This is a genomic window from Phormidium sp. CCY1219 (assembly GCF_035615515.1).
Taxonomy (GTDB): Bacteria; Cyanobacteriota; Cyanobacteriia; order Cyanobacteriales; family Laspinemataceae; genus CCY1219.
In genome coordinates this window covers 23,427-30,621 of the sequence record NZ_JAJENT010000209.1, presented here as the reverse complement: position 1 = coordinate 30,621, position 7,195 = coordinate 23,427, and the positions used below count along the sequence as shown (strand labels likewise).

The window sequence follows — 7,195 nt, the reverse complement described above, 5'->3', positions numbered from 1 at the left end:
AAGGCCCTTTTGGAACCTTACCCTGCCCACGTTTCGGAGATTTTCCTTGACTTTTGGCAGGAACGAATCGCACGTTACTTTCGTATTTTACAATACCCACAAGTATAGCCACCGAGAGGGGGGAGAATGAAGCTACCCGAATCCAGTCGAATCCAGTTGACTCCAGATTTGAATATCTGTCGCATTTTAAACGGGATGTGGCAGGTTTCTGGCGGTCACGGACGCATCAACCGCAAACAAGCGATCGCATCCATGTTTGACTATATGGATGCCGACTTTACCACCTGGGACTTAGCAGACCATTACGGACCAGCAGAAGATTTTATCGGCGAATTTCGCCAGCAAATCATCCACCAGCGCGGTCCAGAGGCCCTCGCCAACCTGCAAGCCTTTACCAAATGGGTGCCGAGACCCACTAAAATGACCCGTCAGGTGGTGGAGGAAAATATCGATATTTCTCGTCAGCGCATGGGCGTAGAATCCCTAGACTTGATGCAGTTTCACTGGTGGGAATATGGCAACCCGAATTACCTCGATGCCCTCAAATACATGGCAGAACTGCAGGCGGAAGGGAAAATCAAGCATTTGGCGCTTACCAATTTCGACACGGAACATTTAAAAATTATCCTGGATAGCGGCATTAATATTGTCTCCAACCAAGTGCAGTTTTCCGTGCTCGATCGCCGTCCAGAAGTGAAAATGGTAAAGTTTTGCCAGGAAAACAATATCAAACTCTTCGCCTACGGCACCCTAGGCGGCGGTTTATTTTCCGAAAAATATTTAGGCAAGTCGGAACCGGGTTGGGGAATGTTCCAGACTGCTTCTTTGAATAAATACATGAATATGGTTAAGGCGTGGGGCGACTGGACATTATTTCAATCCTTGTTGCAAACCCTGAAAGAGATTGCCGATAAGCATGGGGTGAGTATTGCCAATGTAGCGGTTAGGTATGTGTTGGAAAATCCAGCGGTAGCCGGTGCGATCGTGGGCGCGCGCTTGGGCGTTTCTCAACATATCGAAGACAATGCCAAGGTGTTTGAGTTTAGTTTAGATGCAGAAGATGTAGAAAAAATTCAGGCAATTGGGGAGCGATCGCGCAATTTATTCGAGTTAATTGGCGACTGTGGCGACGAATATCGGCGCAGATAGAAAAAGCCCCACAACCCCGATATTATTGTGCGAGAAATAGTCGCCCAAAAAATGAGTCCGCCAAGGCGGACGCCAACTTGGTTCGGCGCGATTTCAATCGAGCGCATTTTATGTTCTTATCGCTCCAGTTGTCAAGATTCATAGGAGAAAAATGGCCAAAAAACTGATTAAAATTGTACTGCTGGCAGTGGTAACCATCGCCCTGACTATTCAGCCACCGGCGATCGCGGCAGAACTGGCAAACGGCGCGCAAATTTTCACCGTGCAATGTGCCGGCTGTCATCCCAATGGCGGGAACATCATTCGCTGGTGGAAACCCCTGAAAAAAGGTGCGTTGAAACGGAATCATTTAGAAACCTTGGAGGCGATCGCCGCATATGTGGCGCGGGGCAAAAACCCGATGCCAGCCTATCGCGATCGCTTAAATGACAAAGAACTCGAAGATGTCTCCGCCTACGTATTGCAACAAGCCGAACGGGGGTGGAAATAAGCGGTAATTTGGCAACAAAAAGAGCGGCAGATTGACCGAGGAAAATCTGCCGCTAGGTTTTTACCTCTACGAATAATTTGCAAAAAGCCGATGGCGGGACTCGAACCCGCGACCGCCTGATTACGAATCAAGTGCTCTACCAACTGAGCTACATCGGCGCGTTTCACAATAGTTTATTATAACAGAATGTTTGGCGATTGGCTAGCGGTGCGGCAAAAAATTTTTTTTCCCCTCGCTTACGCCGAACTGCCGCTTACGCCTGTGACCACAGCCGCCCCGATTAAATGGGCGAGGCGCAAGGCTTCTGGCACTTTGCCGCAGTCAGTCACTCGTTGCAGTGCCGAGGCAGCGATCGCCGGATCTTCCCCGCAGACTTGGAAAAAAAACGGCGGCACGTGATAAATCGCCCCCGCCCGCTGTAAAATCGACAAGCGTCGCTCGAAATGTGGCAACCGGGACATTGCCTCTTTCATGGGTGGCAATCGCGGATGGCGGCGCATCACGGCGACACAGGGCAGTTGCAATCGGTCCTGCAACCGGGGCAAGTCCACCAAGTTAAACCCGCCAAACCCAATCCCATCGAGCAAAACCAGGTGCAATTGCGGCAGGAATTTGCTGCCAATCAGCAGCTCGCAGAGGGTATCCGTGGCATCAAAGCCATCTTGGGTCACTTCCCCCCACAGCATCCCCTCGAAGCGAGTACCGGCGCACACCACCCCCGCGATCGCCACCTTGCCCCCAGCACCGCGAAGAAACGGCGCATCGTCAAACCCAATCACCCGAATGGTACGATTTTGTCGGAGTAAATCTTCCAGCTTCACGGCTTCTCTCAGTCAGTATATCCCTCATTCCCTCGTTCCTAGGCTCCCGCCTGGAACCCCACCGAGGCTCCGCCTCATCATAACAATTTGCCAAATAATCGGTCCGCTTGCTTATTATAAATTTCATGTTAACCTTAACCCAACATTTGCCACCGGACGAGGACGCGGTAACTCACTTTACCCTTTCCCTCACCGCAGAGGATCGCACCCGCAGTCGCCATCGGTTTACCACTGAGGAAGGACAAGCGGTTTATGTGAAATTGCCCCGAGGAACGGTTCTACGCGATCGCGATCGCTTAGCAACCGAAACCGGGGAAATTCTCGTCCTCGTCATCGCCAAACCCGAACCGGTTTTAACCGTTACCGGCAACAGCGCGATCGACTTAGTGCGCGCCGCATATCATTTGGGAAATCGTCACGTTTCCTTAGAAATTACGGCAACTTATTTGCGCTTAGAAGTAGATTCCGTGTTAAAATCCATGTTGCAACAATTTGGCTTAACCGTCATCGAAGAAGTGGCTCCTTTTGCACCGGAAATCGGCGCATATGGTCACCACCACGGACATTAAAAACCCGCGAGAAGCGGGGAAATTAAACCGGTTGGCTTCAGGGAGAAAAAATCAATTGACGGGAGAAAAAACCCTCGGTCATGTTAACCCCAACTGCCTTATTATCCTTACTGCAATTTGCCAGTCCTGGCTTACCCGTCGGCGCTTACAGTTATTCGGAAGGATTAGAAACCCTGGTAGAGCGAGAAATTGTTGGCGATCGCCACAGTTTGGCAGAGTGGATCGAGTGGGAATTGCGCGGGGGAACGATTCGCGTCGATGCGGCGGTAATGCTGCGATCGCACCGCAGTTTTGCCCGAGGCGATATCGCGCAATTGCAATACTGGAATGCCTGGTTATCGGCGGCCCGAGAAACCGAAGAACTGCGCGAACAAAGTTGGCAGATGGGCAATAGTTTGCTGCAGTTATTGTTCGCCATGCTGCCGGAAAAATTGCCAGAATTGCCGGAAATCTTTGCCGAAACCCCCTGCAATTTTGCGATCGCCTTTGGCATGGCAGCGGTTGCGGAGCAAATTCCCGAAGAAACTGCCGCGATCGGCTACTTGCACAGTTGGGCATCCAATCTCATCACTGCCGGGGTGAAACTCATTCCCCTGGGGCAAACTGCCGGACAACAGCTATTATTAAACTTACAACCGATGCTGATAGCCTCGACCCAAGAAATTCTCGCTTTAGAGGATAATAATCTCAGCAGTTGTAGCTGGGGGTTGTCATTGGCGAGTATGCAACACGAAACCCTCTACAGCCGCTTATTTAGAAGTTAAATTCCCAGAGTCAGGTAAAATTAAAATTCTACATCGTGAAAGTAAAAATGACCATGAATGCGTTTCGGGTGGGAATAGCAGGACCCGTGGGGTCGGGGAAAACGGCATTAGTGGATGCCTTGTGCAAAGGGATGCGCGATCGCTACAATTTAGCCGTGGTGACGAATGATATTTATACCCAAGAAGATGCCCAGTTTTTGGTGCGATCGCAGGCATTAGCCGGGGATCGGATTGTAGGGGTCGAAACCGGGGGATGTCCTCATACGGCAATTCGCGAAGATGCCTCTATCAATTTAGCGGCGATCGAACAGCTAGAACAGCGGATAGCCCCATTAGACCTGGTATTTCTCGAAAGTGGTGGAGACAATCTCGCCGCCACATTTAGTCCCGAATTAGTGGATTTAACCCTTTACGTCATCGATGTTGCCGCCGGGGATAAAATTCCGCGAAAAGGCGGTCCGGGGATTACCAAATCCGATTTGTTGGTTATCAATAAAATCGACTTAGCGCCCCTGGTGGGAGCAGATTTAAGAGTGATGGAACGGGATGCGAAAAAAATGCGCGGTCATAAACCGTTTATTTTTACCAATTTGAAAACCAAAGAAGGATTAGAAGGGGCGATCGCATTTATCGAGGAGAACATGGGTTAACCCTTGCCGTAGGTGAGCATTGCCCACCGTCTGAAAAAATTCTGTAGTCAAAACTACAATTGCCCAGATTAACCATCCTTTAATATCGAGGGTGGCGATCGCAAGCTGATTTCGATAGGAGTTGACTCGCAAAATGACAAAAAAATTTGGTCGGCGGAAATTTTTATGGTACGGTTCTGCCGCATTGGGAAGCAGTTTTCTACTCAAAGCTTGTAGCGACAATCCCGCTGCAGAAACCAACGCCTCAACCACTCAATCCACGGAATCCGAAAGTGCGGGTGAGGGAAACACGATTAAAGTCGGCATTTTGCATTCCCTTAGCGGGACAATGGCAATTAGCGAAAAAAGCGTCGTGGACGCCGAATTACTAGCGATCGAACAAATCAATCAAGCCGGCGGAATTCTCGGCAAAAAAGTAGAAGCGATCGTCGAAGACGGCGCATCAGATTGGCCCACCTTTGCCGAAAAAGCCAGCAAATTAATCGACCGAGATAACGTCGTCACCGTATTTGGCTGCTGGACCAGTGCCTCGCGCAAAGCCGTTTTACCCGTCTTTGAATCCAAAAACCACATGCTGTGGTATCCGGTACAATACGAAGGTCAGGAATGTTCTAAAAATATATTCTACACCGGCGCAGCCCCCAACCAACAAATCGAACCCGCCGTAGATTGGCTACTAGAAAATAAAGGCAATAAATTCTTCCTCATCGGGTCGAACTACGTCTTTCCGCGCACCGCAAACACGATTATCAAAGCCCAACTCGCCGCCCAAGGCGGAGAAACCGTGGGAGAAGACTATATCGAACTCGGCGGCACAGAAGTCACCCCAATTATTACCAAAATTAAAGCCGCTTTGCCCGAAGGAGGGGTCATTTTTAACACCCTCAACGGCGATAGTAACGTGGCCTTTTTTAAACAACTGCAAGGGGCGGGATTAACCCCAGATAAATATCCTACCATGTCCGTGAGCATTGCCGAAGAAGAAGTCAAAGCGATCGGATCTGAATATCTCCAAGGGCACTATGCCGCCTGGAACTATTTCCAAACCGTAGACACCCCAGAAAACCAGAAATTTGTCGAAGCATTTAAAGCCAAATATGGCTCCGATCGCGTCACCAACGATCCGATGGAAGCGGCATATATCATGGTCAACCTCTGGAAACAAGCGGTGGAAAAAGCCGGGAATGCAGCGGATCTCGAAGCAGTGAGAAAAGCCGCATGGGGGCAAACCTTCCAAGCGCCAGGAGGCATCGTCAAATTATCCCCCAACAATCACCTGGCGAAAACCGTGCGGATCGGTGAAGTGGGGGAAGATGGCATGTTTAAAATTATCTATGCCACCGAAGCACCCGTAGAGCCAATTCCCTGGAATCAATATGTTGCCGAAACCAAAGGATTTGCCTGCGATTGGTCCGAGCCGACAAAAGGTGGAAAATACAAAATGGAAGGGGTTTAAAGGAATTTAGCATGAACCGTAGGGTGGGCATTGCCCACCACAAACGAACTCAAACGTAGGCCAATTGAAAACCCAAACCCCTGAATTAAATGGAATTATTTCTCACCAGTGTATTTAACGGGATAAGTGTTGGGGCGGTGTTGTTAATTGTCGCCCTGGGCTTGGCGATCGTGTTTGGCATCATGGGCGTCATTAACCTGGCGCATGGAGAATTGATGATGCTGGGGGCTTACACCACCTTTGTGGTGCAAAATGGCTTTAAATTTTTGGGCGATGTGGGGGTAGAAATTTACATTATTTTTGCCTTGCCCTTGGCGTTTTTAGTTGCCGCTGGGGTGGGATTAATCTTAGAAAAGGGGGTGATTCGCTATCTTTACGGACGTCCCCTGGAAACCCTGCTGGCTACCTGGGGGGTAAGTTTGATTTTGCAGCAATTTGTCCGCAGCGTCAGTTGGGCGATGGTTGTGGGAATTGCGGTGTTTTGCCTGCTGTTTTTTGGCGGATTTTGGGCGATAAAGCGGTGGGGAAAGTGGCGCAGAATTCCCCAATGGATGGGGGCGGTCATGTTGCCCTTATCGGCGGGCATTGCGATCGCCGCCAGTGTGGGGTTGGGGCAGATATTTAAGTTAGGCGCAACTCAGCCTTGGTTTGGGGCGCAAAATGTAGATGTAACCGCACCGAGTTGGTTGCGCGGCGGGTTGCCGGTGGGCAATTTTCAACTGCCTTACGCGCGGTTGTTTATTATTGGGTTAACGATTGTTTGTGTGGTGGCGATTTACCTATTTTTGTTGCGATCGCCCTGGGGATTGCGAATTCGCGCCGTGACCCAAAATCGCAGCATGAGCGCTTGTTTGGGCATTCCCACTCAAACTGTGGATGCCCTGACGTTTGCCCTGGGTTCCGGGTTAGCTGGAGTGGCCGGCTGTGCGATTAGTTTGCTCGGTTCCGTCGGTCCGAATACGGGACAAAATTATATCGTAGATGCCTTTATGGTGGTGGTCGTCGGTGGCGTGGGCAAACTCATCGGAACCGTGGTTGCTGCATTGGCGATCGGGACTTTAAATTATTGCATTGGTTCGGGAATTTTACCTGTCATTTTAGCCCCGATTCCGCCCCTGGCTGAATTTTTGGAATTTTTTGCCACCACCAGTATGGCCAGAGTGATGGTATTTGCGTTAATTATTCTCTTCCTTCAGGTGCGTCCTGCTGGTCTTTTCCCGCAAAAAGGTCGCGCGGTGGACGCTTAAGAAAGAAGGGGTGAAAACAGGAGAAATAGAAGGGAGAGGCAAGTCTGAT

Annotated in this window: 9 protein-coding genes and 1 tRNA gene; 7 read left to right on the top strand and 3 right to left on the bottom strand. The window is 50.0% G+C overall.

The annotated features are described in order from the left end of the window. Window positions 1-126 precede the first annotated feature (126 nt). Window positions 127-1,149 carry an aldo/keto reductase gene (locus LKK83_RS01665; protein WP_324629015.1) on the top strand — a complete coding sequence of 341 codons (1,023 nt, stop codon included), beginning with the start codon at window positions 127-129 and terminating at the stop codon, window positions 1,147-1,149. A 151-nt stretch (window positions 1,150-1,300) separates the two neighbouring features. After that, window positions 1,301-1,639, top strand: a complete 339-nt coding sequence (locus LKK83_RS01660; RefSeq protein WP_324629014.1) for a c-type cytochrome — start codon at window positions 1,301-1,303, stop codon at window positions 1,637-1,639. Between the two features lie 85 nt (window positions 1,640-1,724). Here LKK83_RS01660 and LKK83_RS01655 read toward each other — a convergent pair. Beyond that, window positions 1,725-1,797 (bottom strand) — tRNA-Thr (locus tag LKK83_RS01655). Between the two features lie 78 nt (window positions 1,798-1,875). Beyond that, window positions 1,876-2,460: an endonuclease dU gene (locus LKK83_RS01650; protein ID WP_324629012.1), complete on the bottom strand. Its 585-nt coding sequence runs from the start codon at window positions 2,458-2,460 to the stop codon at window positions 1,876-1,878. 125 nt (window positions 2,461-2,585) lie between these two features. On the opposite strand from LKK83_RS01650, the gene ureE reads away from it, so the two are divergent. The 3 genes from ureE (at window position 2,586) to ureG (ending at window position 4,443) form a co-directional block, all read left to right on the top strand. Beyond that, the gene (ureE, locus tag LKK83_RS01645) at window positions 2,586-3,029 is read left to right on the top strand and encodes an urease accessory protein UreE (RefSeq protein WP_324629011.1); all 444 of its coding nucleotides are present in this window, start codon (window positions 2,586-2,588) and stop codon (window positions 3,027-3,029) included. Between the two features lie 80 nt (window positions 3,030-3,109). Then, window positions 3,110-3,793, top strand: a complete 684-nt coding sequence (locus LKK83_RS01640) for an urease accessory protein UreF (protein WP_324629010.1) — start codon at window positions 3,110-3,112, stop codon at window positions 3,791-3,793. A 53-nt stretch (window positions 3,794-3,846) separates the two neighbouring features. Beyond that, complete coding sequence (gene ureG / locus LKK83_RS01635) at window positions 3,847-4,443, top strand: urease accessory protein UreG (RefSeq protein ID WP_324629018.1); 597 nt, start codon at window positions 3,847-3,849, stop codon at window positions 4,441-4,443. Here the strand turns inward: ureG and LKK83_RS01630 are convergent. Further along, window positions 4,402-4,575 (bottom strand): hypothetical protein, encoded by a 174-nt coding sequence (locus LKK83_RS01630; RefSeq protein WP_324629009.1) that lies wholly within the window; start codon window positions 4,573-4,575, stop codon window positions 4,402-4,404. The two genes, ureG and LKK83_RS01630, sit on opposite strands and share 42 nt — an antisense overlap. 1 nt (window position 4,576) lies before the next feature. Between LKK83_RS01630 and urtA the strand changes: the two genes are divergently transcribed. Further along, the gene (gene urtA, locus LKK83_RS01625) at window positions 4,577-5,899 is read left to right on the top strand and encodes an urea ABC transporter substrate-binding protein (protein WP_324629008.1); all 1,323 of its coding nucleotides are present in this window, start codon (window positions 4,577-4,579) and stop codon (window positions 5,897-5,899) included. An 89-nt stretch (window positions 5,900-5,988) separates the two neighbouring features. Continuing rightward, complete coding sequence (locus LKK83_RS01620; protein WP_324629007.1) at window positions 5,989-7,146, top strand: ABC transporter permease; 1,158 nt, start codon at window positions 5,989-5,991, stop codon at window positions 7,144-7,146. The last annotated feature ends 49 nt before the right edge of the window (window positions 7,147-7,195 follow it).